13 protein-coding genes are annotated in these 13,411 nt (G+C 70.8%); 7 read left to right on the top strand and 6 right to left on the bottom strand.

Annotated elements, in window-relative coordinates:
• The first annotated feature begins 35 nt into the window (after window positions 1–35).
• Window positions 36–671: a DUF2238 domain-containing protein gene (locus tag ACOQFR_RS08055; RefSeq protein ID WP_421380530.1), complete on the top strand. Its 636-nt coding sequence runs from the start codon at window positions 36–38 to the stop codon at window positions 669–671.
• Here ACOQFR_RS08055 and ACOQFR_RS08050 read toward each other — a convergent pair.
• The 3 genes from ACOQFR_RS08050 to ACOQFR_RS08040 are packed head-to-tail and all read right to left on the bottom strand — an operon-like array spanning window position 659 to window position 3,797.
• Entirely contained in the window at window positions 659–1,864 is a 1,206-nt protein-coding gene (locus ACOQFR_RS08050; protein WP_421380528.1) for a GGDEF domain-containing protein, read from the bottom strand. The two genes, ACOQFR_RS08055 and ACOQFR_RS08050, sit on opposite strands and share 13 nt — an antisense overlap.
• Before the next feature lie 58 nt (window positions 1,865–1,922).
• Window positions 1,923–2,780: a rhomboid family intramembrane serine protease gene (locus tag ACOQFR_RS08045; RefSeq protein ID WP_421380525.1), complete on the bottom strand. Its 858-nt coding sequence runs from the start codon at window positions 2,778–2,780 to the stop codon at window positions 1,923–1,925.
• A 54-nt stretch (window positions 2,781–2,834) separates the two neighbouring features.
• Window positions 2,835–3,797 carry a TerC family protein gene (locus ACOQFR_RS08040; RefSeq protein ID WP_421380523.1) on the bottom strand — a complete coding sequence of 321 codons (963 nt, stop codon included), beginning with the start codon at window positions 3,795–3,797 and terminating at the stop codon, window positions 2,835–2,837.
• Between the two features lie 274 nt (window positions 3,798–4,071).
• Here ACOQFR_RS08040 and ACOQFR_RS08035 point away from each other — a divergent pair, with 274 nt between their 5' ends.
• The 5 genes from ACOQFR_RS08035 (at window position 4,072) to folE (ending at window position 9,047) form a co-directional block, all read left to right on the top strand.
• Window positions 4,072–5,241: a GGDEF domain-containing protein gene (locus tag ACOQFR_RS08035; RefSeq protein ID WP_421380520.1), complete on the top strand. Its 1,170-nt coding sequence runs from the start codon at window positions 4,072–4,074 to the stop codon at window positions 5,239–5,241.
• A gap of 60 nt (window positions 5,242–5,301) precedes the next feature.
• Complete coding sequence (locus ACOQFR_RS08030) at window positions 5,302–6,474, top strand: class I SAM-dependent rRNA methyltransferase (protein ID WP_421380518.1); 1,173 nt, start codon at window positions 5,302–5,304, stop codon at window positions 6,472–6,474.
• Window positions 6,475–6,517: 43 nt separating this feature from the next.
• Window positions 6,518–7,102 carry a pyridoxamine 5'-phosphate oxidase family protein gene (locus tag ACOQFR_RS08025; protein WP_421380516.1) on the top strand — a complete coding sequence of 195 codons (585 nt, stop codon included), beginning with the start codon at window positions 6,518–6,520 and terminating at the stop codon, window positions 7,100–7,102.
• 92 nt (window positions 7,103–7,194) lie between these two features.
• Entirely contained in the window at window positions 7,195–8,382 is a 1,188-nt protein-coding gene (locus tag ACOQFR_RS08020) for a TCR/Tet family MFS transporter (protein ID WP_421380664.1), read from the top strand.
• Between the two features lie 71 nt (window positions 8,383–8,453).
• Window positions 8,454–9,047, top strand: a complete 594-nt coding sequence (folE, locus tag ACOQFR_RS08015) for a GTP cyclohydrolase I FolE (protein ID WP_421380514.1) — start codon at window positions 8,454–8,456, stop codon at window positions 9,045–9,047.
• A gap of 86 nt (window positions 9,048–9,133) precedes the next feature.
• On the opposite strand, the gene ACOQFR_RS08010 is transcribed toward folE, so the two are convergent.
• Window positions 9,134–9,577 (bottom strand): hypothetical protein, encoded by a 444-nt coding sequence (locus ACOQFR_RS08010; RefSeq protein WP_421380512.1) that lies wholly within the window; start codon window positions 9,575–9,577, stop codon window positions 9,134–9,136.
• Between the two features lie 155 nt (window positions 9,578–9,732).
• Here ACOQFR_RS08010 and ACOQFR_RS08005 point away from each other — a divergent pair, with 155 nt between their 5' ends.
• A complete protein-coding gene (locus tag ACOQFR_RS08005) occupies window positions 9,733–10,314 on the top strand; it encodes an ECF-type sigma factor (protein WP_421380509.1) in 582 nt (193 codons plus the stop codon).
• On the opposite strand, the gene ACOQFR_RS08000 is transcribed toward ACOQFR_RS08005, so the two are convergent.
• Window positions 10,229–12,703, bottom strand: coding sequence for a protein kinase domain-containing protein (locus tag ACOQFR_RS08000; protein ID WP_421380507.1), 2,475 nt, complete (start codon window positions 12,701–12,703; stop codon window positions 10,229–10,231). The two genes, ACOQFR_RS08005 and ACOQFR_RS08000, sit on opposite strands and share 86 nt — an antisense overlap.
• 105 nt (window positions 12,704–12,808) lie before the next feature.
• Window positions 12,809–13,360 (bottom strand): hypothetical protein, encoded by a 552-nt coding sequence (locus tag ACOQFR_RS07995; RefSeq protein WP_421380505.1) that lies wholly within the window; start codon window positions 13,358–13,360, stop codon window positions 12,809–12,811.
• Window positions 13,361–13,411: the final 51 nt, after the last annotated feature.

The raw sequence follows: 13,411 nt of genomic DNA, 5'->3' as shown, positions 1-13,411 counted from the left end.
GGAATGATGGCCGCCACGAAACGGGAGATCACACGATGGCCGGGACCGGAAAGATCCGCACGCCGACACGCGCCGAAGGCTGGTTCCTTGCGCTGGCCGTGATCGGCGCGCTGGCCTGGTCGGGCATCGACCCGACCGACCGGCTCACCTGGCTGCTGGAGGTGATCTGGGTGATGGTCGGCCTGCCGCTGGTGGCCTGGGCCTGGGGCCGCTTCCCGCTGACGCGCCTGCTGTGCTGGCTGCTGGCCATCCACGCCGTGATCCTGATCTACGGCGGTGCCCACACCTATGCCGAGACGCCGCTGGGCCTGTGGTTCAAGGACAGCTTCGACCTGGCCCGCAACCACTACGACCGCCTGGGCCACTTCGCGCAGGGTTTCGTGCCGGCGATCCTGGCGCGCGAACTGCTGCTGCGGAAGACGCCGCTGCAGGTCGGCGGCTGGCTGTTCTACCTGGTGTGCGCGGCGGCGCTGTCGTTCAGCGCCTTCTTCGAGTTCATCGAATGGTGGGCAGCCCTGGCCTGGGGCGGCGAGGCCGACGCGTTCCTGGCCACCCAGGGCGACGTCTGGGACACGCAGTGGGACATGTTCCTGGCCCTGTGCGGCGCGGTGCTGTCCCTGCTGCTGCTGTCGCGCGTGCACGACCGGCAGCTGGGCCTTCAGCGCGGCTGATCTTCCTCGCGCGGATTCCAGCCGCTCACCGCCGCCGCCATCACCAGGTCGCGGCCGGCGTTCTTGGCCGCGTACATGGCCCGGTCGGCGCGCTGCAGCAGCTGCGAGAACTGGCGGTCGGCCGGGGCCAGCGCCGCCACGCCGATGGACAGCGTGATGCGGCGTTCATCGCCATCCAGGTGCAGGGTCTCGGCCGCGAAGTTCTCGCGGATGCGCTCGGCCGCCGTCAGCGCGCTGTCACCGTCGGTGCCGGGCATCAGCACGATGAACTCCTCGCCGCCCAGCCGCCCGAACACGTCCTCGGTGCGCAGCAGGCCGCGGATGCGCTGCACCGCCTGCACCAGGGCCTCGTCGCCGGCGGCGTGGCCCAGCTCGTCGTTGATGCGCTTGAAGTGGTCGATGTCCACGACCAGCGTCGCCAGCGGCATGCCGTGCCGGCGCGCCGCCGCGATCGCGCGCGCGCCGTGTTCCTCGATCGCGCGCCGGTTGAAGGCGCCCGTCAGGTAGTCGGTGCCGGCCGCACGCGCCAGCTCGCGCTGGCTGCGCTCGGTGCACATCAGCAGGAAGGCGAAGCTGGCCACCACGGGCAGCGCGCTGCCCACCGCGTAGGTCAGCACCTGCAGGTGGGTAAGCTGGAACAGGTCGGTAACCAGGTTGGGCGCCAGGAACATCGCGCCCGCGCGGTAGAACAGGATGCCCGCCGAGATCACGAACACCGCGCCCAGGATGTGCTGCGTGCGACCACCCGGCTGCGGGCTGCGGTAGAGGTTCCAGAGCACGCTGGCCAGCAGCAGGCCCAGCAGCGCGGCCACCACCGCCAGTCGGAGCGACAGGCTTGCCTCCAGCAGGCGCAGGCCCACCGAGGCCGCCACCGTGGCGACCACCAGCACCCACAGGTGCGCGCGCCGCTTCGGACGACCCTGGAAGATTTCCAGCGCGATCGCCACGAAGGCAAAGCCCGCGGCCACCATCAGGTTGGACAGTCCGACGGTGAGCCAGGCCGGCGCGAGGTCGCGCAGGGCCATCGCCACGAAGCTGCCCGGCAGCATCACGCACGCGGCCACCCACCAGCCCATGCTGGTGCGGTAGGACGGCGGGAACGAACGGCTGGCGATCAACATCAGCCCGCCGACCAGCACGGTCAGCAGGGCGCCGACCATCAGGGCGGAGCGAATGTCGAACGACCAGGACATCGGGTGGAGCTTCCCCGGGGACGCAAAAACCGGGCGCTAGCCTTTCATCGCCGCCCGGTTAGCGCAAGGGAACGTCGTCAGTCGGACGAACCGGCCCGATGGATGGTGAATCCGTTTCCGGCGGGGGTGGCGGAGCCCCCGGTTCTTCGCCGATCGCAGACGCCGCGGCGGCCGGCACCAGCGCGGCCCGCGGCCGGAACGGCAGCACCACGCCCCGCGGTTCCTCCTGCCGGTGCCAGAGCACCGGCACCGCGTCCGGACCCGGCAGCTCGAGCTCGGGATCGGGCTCGGCCTGCTCGGCCTCGTCCTCCCAGCTGTAGCGCTGCCGCGGCGGCTCGGGGTCGGCGCGCCGCCACAGGAAGGCCGCCAGCACGCCGGCCAGGGCGCCGCACAGGTGGTATTCCCAGGACACGCCGGGCTCGCGCGGCAGCACGGTCAGCACCATGCCGCCGAAGAAGAAGAAGGCGATCAGGGCCGCGGCGATCGCCGGCCGGTCCCGCCTCAGCAGGCCCAGGAACAGCAGCAGGAACATCAGGCCGTGGGTCAGGCCGCTGGCGCCGATGTGGAAGGAAGGCCGGCCGATGATCCAGGTGCCCAGCCCGGACAGGATCCAGATCAGCGGCAGGGCGCGCAGGCTGGCGCGCGGATACACCGTGCCCACCAGGGTGCCCAGGATCAGCACGCCGCTGGCATTGGCCAGCCAGTGGCCGGCCGAGCCGTGCAGCAGGGGCGCGGTGATCACGCCCACCAGGCCGGGCCAGCTCTGCGGCACCAGGCTCCACGGCCGGGTGTCGCCCAGCAGGGGCTCGAGGTAGAAGATCGCGCCGAGCAGCGCGATGAAGGCCAGGCTGGCCAGCAGCGCGTTCTGGAAGCGCTCGCGCACCGCGGCTGCGTGCTGTTCTCGTTCGGGTTCCATCGACACCAGATGGGGCCGGCCGGGACGCCCGCAAGGGCGCCCCGGCCGCCCGGCTCAGGTTTCGGTCGCCGGATCGCGCGGCTTGATCCACAGGCTGAGCAGCATCGCGCCCGCCAGGGTGGCGGCCACCACGCCCAGCGAAACCGCCACCGGGATCTTGTAGAAGTCCACGATCAGCATCTTGGCGCCGATGAAGATCAGCACCAGGGCCAGGCCGTAGGCCAGCAGGTGGAAGCGGTCGGCCATGTCGGCCAGCAGGAAGTACAGCGCGCGCAGGCCCAGCACCGCGAACACGTTGGACGTGAGCACGATGAAGGGGTCGGTGGTGATGGCGAAGATGGCCGGGATCGAGTCGACCGCGAAGATCACGTCGGTGATCGCGATCATCACCAGCACCACGAACAGCGGCGTGTACTTGCGGCGCTTGCCCTGGCCGATCCACAGCGCCTCGCCGTGGTAGCGGCGGATCAGCGGCAGGTGGGCGGTGATCCAGCGCAGGATCGGGTTCTTGTCCATGTCCGGCTGCTGGCCCGCGGCCCACAGCATCTTGGCACCGGTGAGCAGCAGGAAGGCGCCGAAGATGTACAGCACCCAGTGGAACTGGGCGATCAGCGCCGCGCCGACGAAGATCATGATCGCGCGCAGCACGATCGCGCCCAGCACGCCGAAGATCAGCACCCGCTGCTGCGACTGCGCCGGCACTCCGAAGTAGGTGAACAGCATCAGGAACACGAAGATGTTGTCGACGGCCAGCGCCTTCTCCACCAGGTAGCCGGTGAAGAATTCCAGCGCGATGCGGTCGGCTTCCGGCCCGGGCACGCGGCCCTGCAGGTACCACCACAGGCCGGCATTGAAGACGATGGCCAGCGCGATCCAGGCCGCGGACCAGGTCAGGGCTTCACGGGTGCTGACCTTGTGCGGGCCGTTCTGGCGCAGCACCACGAGGTCCACGAGCAGGGCGACGACGACGAAGGCCGTGAACACGGCCCACATCAGGGGTGTGGCGATGGTTTCCATCCAGATCTCCGGTAACGAGCTTCGCGGCCGCAGGCGCGCGCGCTGTTCCGGACACGGAACGCCTTCGCCGCTGGCGGGCGAAGGTCTCGCTCGCAGGCCCGTGGGCCTGCCTGCCGTACCGGGGTTGCGGAACTGGGGTCCGGACCCGTGATGACGATATCGGCAGCGGGAGCTACTCCCCTTCTACGGGGACAGAGTCTGCCACGAAACATGAACAGGGCGTCAATTTGAATGACGCGGACGCGTTACGCTGGCGCCTGGACGAGGAGAGGCCATGGAACTGGGCGTGCGGTCGGTGATGGTGCTGGGCATGGTGCTGAGCCTGTTCACGGCCCTGCTGTTCCTGCAGGTGGCGCGCGGATTCCCGGTCGAACACCGCCGCCACATGCGCATCTGGACCGCGGCCCTGGTGATGCTGCCCGTCGCCTGGCTGGCCCTGGCCCAGCGTGGGATCTGGCCTGACGTGGTCGCCATCGGCATCGGCACGGTGCTGATGCAGGCCAGCTTCGCCGAGATGACCCGCGCCGTGCGCGGGTTCCATGGCCTGCCGGAACGACGCTGGCTGCTGTGGTCGGTGGTGATCGCCAGCGTGGTGCTGTCGGCCGTGCTGCCGATGCCATGGCCGCACTCCAGCGGCCGCGTGATCCTCAACTCCGCCGCCGGCATGGTGCTGCTGCTGGCCATGGCCTGGGCGCTGCGCCACGCGGCCCGCGACACCACCGCGCATGCCGGGCGCGCGGCCGCGGCCTTCGCCCTGCTGGGCGTGGTGACCCTGGGCGCGCGGCTGGTCGACCACGTGCTCTGGCCGCGGCCATCGGGCCAGCTGCTGGAAGCCGGCGCCAGTGACCTGCTGGTCTTCCTCTACATGAACACCGGGGTGGTCTTCCTCAGCCTGGCCTTCGTGCTGATGCACGCCGAGCGCGCCTACGCCGCGGTGCGAAGGCTGGCCACGGTGGACACCCTGACCGGCGTGCTGGCGCGCAGCGCGCTGGATACCCAGGGCAAGGCGATGGTCGCCGCGGCGCGGCGCTCGGGCCGTCCGCTGGCGGCCCTGCTCGTGGACCTGGACCAGTTCAAGCAGGTCAACGACGGCCTGGGCCACGAGGCCGGCGACCGGCTGCTGCAACACCTGGCCATGATCGCCAACCGCGTACTGCGCGGCGAGGACCTGCTGTGCCGGCTGGGTGGCGACGAATTCGTGGTGCTGCTGCCCAACACCGACGGGCCGGGCGGCCGCATCGTGGCCGAACGCCTGCGCGCGGCGCTGGTCGAGACCCCCTTCCAGTTCCGCGGTCGCGCCGTGGCCTGCCCGATGTCCATCGGCGTGGCGGCCATGGTGGGCGAGCAGGTGCAGCTGGACGTTCTGGTCAAGCGCGCCGACGAGGCCATGTACGTGGCCAAGCGCGCCGGTGGCGACCGCGTTCACGGCGCCGCGGAAGCCTAGCCCCCGGGCCGGACAGGCCCGCCGCGGGCGCCCGGGGTCGCCGGCCGGTACAATTCGGGCATGACGACCGATGCCCTGCCCGTAGTCCGCCTCAAGATCGAACGCCGTTCCAACCATCCCTGGATCTTCCAGAAGATGGTCGAAAAGCCGGTCGCCAAGCCCAAGCCGGGCAGCCTGGTCGACATCGTCGACAACACCGGGGTGTGGGTGGGACGCGGTTTCTACAACGGCCATTCGCGCATCGCTCTGCGCGTGCTCACCGAGGACCCGGACGAGGCCATCGACGAGGCCTGGTTCGCGCGCAGGATCCGCGCGGCCGTGGCCCTGCGCCGCGACCTGCTCAAGCTGGACGAGACCACCGACGCCTGGCGCGTGGTGCATTCCGAAGGCGACGGCATCTCGGGCCTGGTGGTGGACCGCTACGCCGACCTGCTGGTGGTGGAGTTCTTCTCGGCCGGGCCGTTCCGCTACCGCGAGTGGATCTACGCCGCGCTGCGCGCCGAATTCCCCGGCTGCCGCTTCTACAGTTTCTCCGAAGAGCACGTGCAGAAGCAGGAGAGCTTCGACTTCCGCTCGCCGCCGGCGCCCGAGCCCAGCGTCATCACCGAGCATGGCCTGAAGTTCCGGGCCAGCCCGGGCAGCGGCCACAAGACCGGCTTCTTCGCCGACCAGCGCGACAACCGCGAGTTCCTCACCCGGTTCACGGCCGGCAAGCGCGTGCTCGACATCTGCTGCAATTCCGGCGGCTTCGCCATCTATGCCAAGGCCCGCGGCGGCGCCGACGAGGTGATCGGCATCGACCTGGACGAGGAGATCCTGGAGGTCGCCGAAAAGAACGCGCGGCTCAACGACGCCCGGGTGAAGTTCGTCCAGGCCGACCTGTTCCACTACCTGCGCGACGCGCACCAGCGCGGCGAGCAGTTCGACGTGGTGATCCTGGACCCCGCCAAGCTCACCCGCGACCGCGAGCAGGTCATTGCCGCGCTGAAGAAGTACAACGACATGAACAAGCTCGCCATGCAGGTGATCAAGCCCGGCGGCGTGCTGCTCACCTGCTCGTGCACCGGCCTGGTGGGCGAGGAGGAGTTCCTGGACATGATCCGCCGCGCGGCCTTCTACGCCGGGCGCACCGTGCAGATCCTGAAGGTGGCCGGCGCCGGCGCCGACCATCCGTTCATGGCCCACGTGAAGGAAAGCCGCTACCTGAAGGCGGTGTTCTGCCGGGTCGAGTGAGCCTTGCCGCGCCGCACACGGCGCGCCTGCTGCAATCCACGTCGTGCACGACTCCCTCGACGCCATCTGGACCCATGCCTGGGCACGCCTGCTCGCGGGCGCGCGCGGCCGTGCCGATCCCTTCCACCAGGGCGTACTGGCTTCGTCCTCGGCCGACGGCCCGCAGGCACGTTATGCCGTGCTGCGCGCCGTGGACCCCGGGACAGGCACGGTCGCGTTCCACACCGACCGGCGCAGTCCGAAGTGCTTGCAGCTGGGCGCCGACCCGCGGGTGGCCTGGTGCTTCTTTGGCCACGGCGAACAGCTGCGTCTGTCGGGCACCGTGCAGTTGCACCTGGACGATGCCGAGGCGGACGCGGCCTGGTCGGCCAGCGGCCGTGCCGCCCGCGTGAACTACGCGGGCCAGCGGGCTCCCGGCACGGTGGCCGAAGCACCCGGCGAGGGCGGGCCGAAGCACGCCACCGCCCGTACCGACGACGCGGGCCTGGACGTGGCCCGCGGCAATTTCGCCCTGGTGCGTCTGCAGGTGATGTCGCTGGACTGGCTTTGCCTGTCCGCGGCCGGCCATGTCCGCGCCCGCTTCGACCGCGCGGCTGGCGTCTGGCAGGCCAGCTGGCTGACCCCATAGACCGGGCCGCGGTCGGCTAGACTGCGCGCCTTCACCCCGGAGCCGGCCGCTTGGACGCACCCCTGGACCGCGCGCCTCCGCGCCGCGCCGCGATGATCTTCATCTTCGTCACGGTGCTGATCGACATCCTCGCCTTCGGGCTGATCATCCCGGTGCTGCCGCACCTGGTGGAAGAGTTCGCGGGCGGCGACACCGGCACGGCGGTGATGTGGGTGGGCCTGTTCGGCATGGTGTTCTCGGCCGTGCAGTTCGTGTTCTCGCCGATCCAGGGCGCGCTGTCGGACCGGTTCGGGCGGCGGCCGGTGATCCTGATCTCGTGCTTCGGGCTGGGCGTGGACTTCATCTTCATGGCGCTGGCGAACACGCTGCCGTGGCTGTTCGTGGGCCGCGTCATCTCGGGCATCACGGCGGCCAGCTTCTCCATCGCCAATGCCTACATCGCCGACGTGGTGGCGCCGGCCGACCGCGCCCGCAGCTACGGCATGCTCGGTGCGGCCTTCGGCCTGGGCTTCATCATCGGGCCGGTGGCGGGCGGGCTGCTGGGCGACATCGACCTGCGGGCCCCGTTCTGGGCGGCCTCGGCGCTGGCGCTGGCGAATTTCCTGTACGGCTACTTCGTGCTGCCCGAATCGCTGCCGCCGGAACGCCGCAGCCCCAAGTTCGACTGGGCGCATGCCAATCCGGTCGGCTCGGTGCTGATGATCCGGCGTTATCCGCAGGTGTTCGGCCTGGCGGCGGTGATCCTGCTCGACAACCTGGCGCACTACGTGTTCCCCACCGTGTTCGTGCTGTTCGCGGCCTACCGCTACGACTGGGGCACGAAGGAGGTGGGCTACGTGCTGGCCCTGGTCGGCATCTGCACGGCGCTGGTGCAGGCCGGGCTGACGGGCCGCATCGTCAAGGCCATCGGAGAGCGCCGTGCGCTGCTGGTGGGGCAGGCCTGCGGGCTGGCGGGTTTCCTGGTGTATGCGTTTGCGCCGACCGGCGCGTGGTTCCTGGCCGGCATTCCGGTGATGGCGTTCTGGGGGCTGGCCAATCCGGCGGTGCAGGCGCTGGCGACCGCGCGGGTGGGGCCCGACGAGCAGGGGCGTCTGCAGGGCGCCTTCATGAGCCTGGGCAGCCTGTCGGGCGTGTTTGCGCCGATGATCTTCGCCACCGTGTTCGCCAGCGCGATCAATCCGGCGCTGGGCGTGGATTTCCCGGGCGCGCCCTTCCTGCTGTCGGCGCTGATCGTCGCCGTCGCCGGCTGGGTTTCCCATCGCAGCACCCGGCCGGGCTGAGCTTGCCGCGCCTTCGCGGCGGGGTCACGGCGCTTGGCTAAACTGTGCGTCCCCTGCCTGGAGTGTTGCCGATGAGCGCCGATGACAAAGCCGACGAGGTCACGCAGGCCCAGGCCGAGGATGCGGTGCGGGTGCTGCTGCGCTGGGCCGGCGAAGACCCTGCGCGCGAAGGCCTGCTCGACACGCCCAAGCGCGTGGCGAAGGCCTATGGCGACTGGTTCAGCGGCTACCGCATCGATCCGCGCGAGTACCTGGAGCGCACCTTCAAGGAAGTGGCCGGCTACGACGAGATGATCGTGCTGCGCGACATCGAGTTCGAATCGCACTGCGAACACCACATGGCGCCGATCATCGGCAAGGCGCACATCGGCTACCTGCCCAGCGGCAAGGTGGTGGGCATCAGCAAGCTGGCGCGCGTGGTCGAAGCCTATGCGCGCCGGTTCCAGGTGCAGGAAAAGATGACGGCGCAGATCGCCGGCTGCATCCAGGACGTGCTGCAGCCGCGCGGCGTCGGCGTGGTGGTGGTGGGTGCACACGAGTGCATGACCACCCGCGGCATCCACAAGCGCGGCGTCAGCATGGTCACCTCCAAGATGCTGGGCGACTTCCGCGAGGACGCCCGCACCCGCGCGGAATTCCTCCGCTTCATCAACGTCAGCCCCTGACCCCCGTGAAAACATACCAGGTATGTTTTCACTCTCAGTGAGACAGGCGGGCCGGAAAACATACCTGGTATGTTTTCGTTTCGGGGTCAGTCGGTGCGGTGCAGGACGATGGGCAGGGTGAGGTCGGGGTTGCGGTACTGGCCGACGAGGCGGTCGCCGTCGCGGCGCACCGCCAGGGTGTGCGGCTGGCCATCGGCGGTGGGGCGGAAGACCAGCACCAGCCAGCGGCGACGCGGCACGACCTGGTCGAAGCGGTCGCTGGCGCCGATCAGCTCGCAGTCGGACATGCCCGTGATGGGCTGGCCGGCCACCGCATCGCAGAAGGGCTGGAACAGCGTGTAGTCACCGTGGCCCTCGGGCTGGCCCGCGCCGTGCTGCAGCGCGATCTGCATCAGCGCGCTCTCACCCCGATCGTCGCGCGCGACCACCCGCCAGTTGCCATGGAACGCACTGGGCGCGATAAGCACCTCATCGGCATCCGGCTCCGCACGCGCCAGCGGCATCGCCAGCACGCCCGCGACGACGAACATGAACACCGCGGCGCGCCGGAGCTGGCCTGCCCACCTTGCTTGCAACGTATTTGGAAACAACCGCATCGTCATCACCGTGTCTGGGGAATAGCCTTCCTACGCAGGCATGGCCCTGATGCGGACACGCCGCCGCACCGCCCAGGACCCGCCCGACGATGGATTCCGCCACGCTCGACCACCCGCCCGAAGTGCTCGCCACGGCCGCCACCCTGGCGCCGCTGCTGATGGACGACATGCGCCGGCACGCGCGCCGCGAGCGCCGCCGCGTCCGCGCCGGCGAAACCCTGCGCACCACCGCCCTGGTCAACGAGGCCTACCTGCGCCTGCAGCGCAGCGATGGCTGGCACGGCGAACTGCACTTCCTGCGCGCCGCCGCGCTGGCGATGCGCCAGGCGCTGGTGGACCACGCCCGGCAGAAGCTGGCCGCCAAGCGCGGCGGCGGCGCGGTGGATTCGCTGGAAGACCATCCGGTCGAGCCCTTCTGGGTCAGCGACGAACGCATGGTCGAACTCGACGAAGCGCTGCAGCAGCTGTCCGCACTCAACCCGCGCCTGACCCAGGTGATCGAATGCCGCTTCTTCGGCGGCTATTCCGACCTGGAAACCGCGCGCATCCTCGGGGTCACCGACCGCACCGTGCGCCGCGACTGGATCAAGGCGCGGGCGTGGCTGTTCCAGGCCCTGGGCGATTCCCCGGAACCCGATAGCGATCCCGCAGCACCGATGCCTGCGCCGTAAGGCGCGCACCCGCCGGTCCTGCCGAAGTGGCAATCCGCTCGACCTCACGCAGCAGGGCGTCCGCGTCGCCCCATCGCTGCTGATGTCCCGCCACCGCGGCCACCGCCAGGCTGGCCATGCCGGTGCCCGGATGGTCGCGCCCCAGCGTTTCCAGCGCCGCGGCCAGTGCCGTCTCCGCGCTCAGCGCCGCGGCTTCGATGCGCTGCAGTGCGAGCTCCGCTTCGGACTGGCCGCTCAGCGCCGCCACATGGTGCAGGCTGCCGTGCCCCGCGAATCGTGCGCCCATCGCCGCCGCCTCGCGCAGCACCGGCAGCGCATCTTCGGGCCGGCCCGTGGCCAGCAGCAGCTTGCCGTGGTTGCTGAGCAGCGCAGCGGTCGCGGCCGAAGGCCCGTAGTAGCGCCGCCGCAGGTCCACCGCTTCGCGGAACAGCGGCTCGGCCTGGGTCGGCCGCCCGGAGGCGACTTCGACCGCGCCCCAGTTGTTGAGCGTGTTGAGCGCATCGGGCGTCTGCTGCAGCCCCGTGGCCTGCCACACCGCGCGCGCCGACTGGAACGCATCGCGCGCCTCGTCCATGCGCCCGGCGCCGAACAGCGCCACGCCCAGATTGTTGTGGAAGATGCCGGTCTCGCGGTGCTGCGCGCCGCTGAGGGCGATGCGCCGCTGCAGCCCCTCGCGCAGCAGCGCGATGGCGCCGTCCACGTCGCCCTCGGCCTTGGTCAGCTGCGACTCGAGCAGGCGGCTGTCCACCAGTCGCGATTCCCAGCGCGCCAGGTCGCTGCGCCAGAAGGCCTGCGCCTGCGCCAGCAGCGGCCGCGCCGCCGCGGCATCGCCCTGCCGGAACCGCACCTGCGCCAGGTCGTAGCGCCCTGCCGCGATCAGCCTCGGGTCCACCTGCGCGGACGACGCGCCGGCCAGGCGCTCCAGCATCGGCGCCGCCGCCTCGTAGTCGGTGATCAGGAAGTTGAGCTCGCCCAGCGCATGCAGGATCGGCGCGGCCTCCCCGGGGTTGCGGTCGAACTCGTCCTGCACGCGCTGGGCCGCGTGGCCCAGCACGTCGGCCGCAGTCGCCTCGCCGCCGCGCAATTCACCGGCGCCGCGGAACATCAGGAACAGCGCCTGCTGCACCGCCTCCAGCCGCTTCTGTTCGCCCAGCGCCTGGTCGCGCTGGCGCGCCGCCTCGCGTGCCTGCCCCAGCGCCAGGCCCAGCCCCACGGCCAGGCTCAGCAGCACCGTCGCGCCGGCTGCGACCGACCAGCGATGCCGATGCAGCTGCCTGGCCATCCGGTGCGAAGGCTCGTGTGCGCGCGCGGCGACCGGCCCGCGCTGCCGCGCCTGCGCCAGCTCGTCGCAGAACTGGTCGACGGTGGCATAGCGATGTGCGGGATCGGTCGCCAGCGCCTTGGCCAGGATCGCATCGAGGTCCTCGAACAGCGCCCGCTCGGCGCTTCCCGAACGCCAGCGCCCGGCATCGGTGGCCTCGCGCAGCGGCCGCGGGGGCGTGGACACGATGCGCGCCAGCGCCGCCGCCGGCGACAGCCCCGCGGTATTGCGCGGCGGCTTGCCCGAAACCAGGCGATACAGCACCGCGGCCAGTCCATGCACGTCGGTGGCCGTGGATGTGCCGGCTCCCGTGGCCTGCTCCGGCGCCGCATAGTCCTGCGACAGCGCCGCCACCGCCGCACCGCTTTCCTGGCCGGCCAGGCGCGCGATGCCGAAATCGATCAGCCGCACGCGGCCGCCCGCATCCACCAGCAGGTTGGACGGCTTTAGGTCGTGGTGCACCACCAGTTTGCCGTGCGCATGGGCCAGCGCCTCGCAGGCCTGCTGCACCAGGGCCACGCGCGCGTCCAGGCTGGCGCCATGCGATTCGCACCAGGCATCGATCGGCGCGCCGTCCACCAGCTCCATCACCATGAAGGGCGTACCGCCCTCAAGCAGGCTGCCGTCGATCAGGCGCGCGATGCCCGGATGGTCCAGGTGCGCCAGGATCTGGCGTTCGTGGTTGAACCCGTCCCAGGCGCGCGCATCCGCCCGCGTGATCACCTTCAGCGCGGCGCGCTGGGTGAACTGGCCATCGGCGCGCTCCACTTCGTACACCTCGCCCATGCCGCCGCGGCCGAGGTTGCGCAGGACCCGCCAGGCGCCGGCGCGATCACCGGGGGCGAGGCGGTCCACGGTGGTGGCGTCGGTGTCCGTGGTGCCGGCATCGGCCTCGGCATCCAGGAAGCGTTCGCTGGCGATGGCGGCATCCAGCAGGTCGCAGGCCGCGCGGCGCACGGCCTCACTTGCCGGCTGCGCCAGGATCCAGGCCCGGCGCTCGGCGTCGGGCAACTCCCACGCAGCGTCGAACAGTGCTTCGACCTGTGGCCAATGCAGAGGGTGGGTCATGCTTCGTTCCGTGCCGGTGCCGAGGCCAGCATCCCGTTTCCCGCAGGGCCGTGCAATCGCGGCCCCGCGTTGGCCACGCCGCCGGCGTCGTGCGACACGGACACCTCAGCCTGTGCTGCCCAGGCCTTCGGCGGACAGCTGGTAGGCGGGGCACGGACCCTTGTCCTTGGTGCGGCACATGCCGACGGTGGCGGGCTGCACCCGCACGTCCAGGTCGGCGCAGCGGTGGTCGTCGATCACGATCGGGCCCCAGGCGTCGCGGGTCTGGCCCGGCGGGATCTCGAAGGGCATCACCAGGGTGCTGTCGGTGGCGATCACCTGGTCGCCGCTGGCGATGCGGAACTCCGCCACCACCGACTTCACCTGGGCCTGGCTGCGGTTGCTGGCCTTGAAGTCCATCTGGCACTGCACCGAATTGGCGTCGCCGCGGCTGTTGCTCTCGATGGTGCGTGCGGTGAGCGCGAAGTCCAGGCTGCCCTCGGCCAGTTCGCGGCCGCCGCGCGCCGGTGCCTCGGCGGCATCGGACAGCGCCTCGGCGACCGGGGCTTCGGCCACCGCCGCGCCGTCGGCAGCCACCGCGGGAGCGGAGGGATCGGCCGGCGTGCAGGCGCACAGGGACAGGGCCAGGGCGGTGGCGAACAGGAGGCGCAGGGTCATCGGTAATCCTTGGTGGGAGGGACCCCTGTCAGTACGCGAAGCCACCCCCGC

Origin of the sequence: Arenimonas sp. MALMAid1274 (assembly GCF_049195245.1) — a bacterium.
Classification (GTDB): domain Bacteria; phylum Pseudomonadota; class Gammaproteobacteria; order Xanthomonadales; family Xanthomonadaceae; genus Arenimonas.
The sequence above is the reverse complement of the archived record's forward strand: the minus strand, read 5'-3'. Positions and strand labels throughout refer to the sequence as shown.

Coding starts and splice junctions, on each gene's coding strand:
- ACOQFR_RS08050 (WP_421380528.1), bottom strand. CDS start 1,864: ATGTCCTGGTCGTTCGACATTCGCTCCGCCCTGATGGTCGGCGCCCTG.
- ACOQFR_RS07995 (WP_421380505.1), bottom strand. CDS start 13,360: ATGACCCTGCGCCTCCTGTTCGCCACCGCCCTGGCCCTGTCCCTGTGC.
- ACOQFR_RS08020 (WP_421380664.1), top strand. CDS start 7,195: ATGATCTTCATCTTCGTCACGGTGCTGATCGACATCCTCGCCTTCGGG.
- ACOQFR_RS08005 (WP_421380509.1), top strand. CDS start 9,733: ATGGATTCCGCCACGCTCGACCACCCGCCCGAAGTGCTCGCCACGGCC.
- ACOQFR_RS08055 (WP_421380530.1), top strand. CDS start 36: ATGGCCGGGACCGGAAAGATCCGCACGCCGACACGCGCCGAAGGCTGG.
- ACOQFR_RS08010 (WP_421380512.1), bottom strand. CDS start 9,577: ATGTTCGTCGTCGCGGGCGTGCTGGCGATGCCGCTGGCGCGTGCGGAG.
- ACOQFR_RS08040 (WP_421380523.1), bottom strand. CDS start 3,797: ATGGAAACCATCGCCACACCCCTGATGTGGGCCGTGTTCACGGCCTTC.
- folE (WP_421380514.1), top strand. CDS start 8,454: ATGAGCGCCGATGACAAAGCCGACGAGGTCACGCAGGCCCAGGCCGAG.
- ACOQFR_RS08030 (WP_421380518.1), top strand. CDS start 5,302: ATGACGACCGATGCCCTGCCCGTAGTCCGCCTCAAGATCGAACGCCGT.
- ACOQFR_RS08000 (WP_421380507.1), bottom strand. CDS start 12,703: ATGACCCACCCTCTGCATTGGCCACAGGTCGAAGCACTGTTCGACGCT.
- ACOQFR_RS08035 (WP_421380520.1), top strand. CDS start 4,072: ATGGAACTGGGCGTGCGGTCGGTGATGGTGCTGGGCATGGTGCTGAGC.
- ACOQFR_RS08045 (WP_421380525.1), bottom strand. CDS start 2,780: ATGGAACCCGAACGAGAACAGCACGCAGCCGCGGTGCGCGAGCGCTTC.